This window comes from Bradyrhizobium sp. Leo78 (assembly GCF_059512425.1).
This window is the reverse complement of sequence record NZ_JCAMOT010000323.1, coordinates 1-319: the sequence shown is the minus strand read 5'-3', so window position 1 is coordinate 319 and position 319 is coordinate 1. Positions and strand designations below refer to the sequence as shown.

Here is a 319-nt window from a genome sequence, read left to right as displayed (position 1 = left end):
AAGCGGACGAAGCGCGCGGCCTTGCGCGAGGCGTCGCTGTCGAGCACGCCGGCGAGCACCATCGGCTGGTTGGCGACGAAGCCCACGGTGCGGCCGGCGATGCGGCCGAAGCCGGTGACGATGTTCTTGGCGAAGGTCTCGGAGATCTCGAAGAAGTCGCCCTCGTCCACGACCTTCAGGATCAATTCCTTGATGTCATAGGGCTTGTTCGGATTGTCGGGGATCAGCGTATCCAGGGACAGGTCGACCCGGCCGATATCGTCGAAGCTTGGCCACTCCGGCACGCCGTCGGTGTTGTTCGACGGCAGGAAGTCGATCA

1 protein-coding gene is annotated in these 319 nt (G+C 63.6%); it reads right to left on the bottom strand.

Translation table 11 applies throughout. From position 1 onward, the window contains the following. On the bottom strand, nucleotides 1-319 hold a 319-nt coding region (locus AC5ZG1_RS44905; protein WP_496136640.1), incomplete at both ends, for a carboxyl transferase domain-containing protein.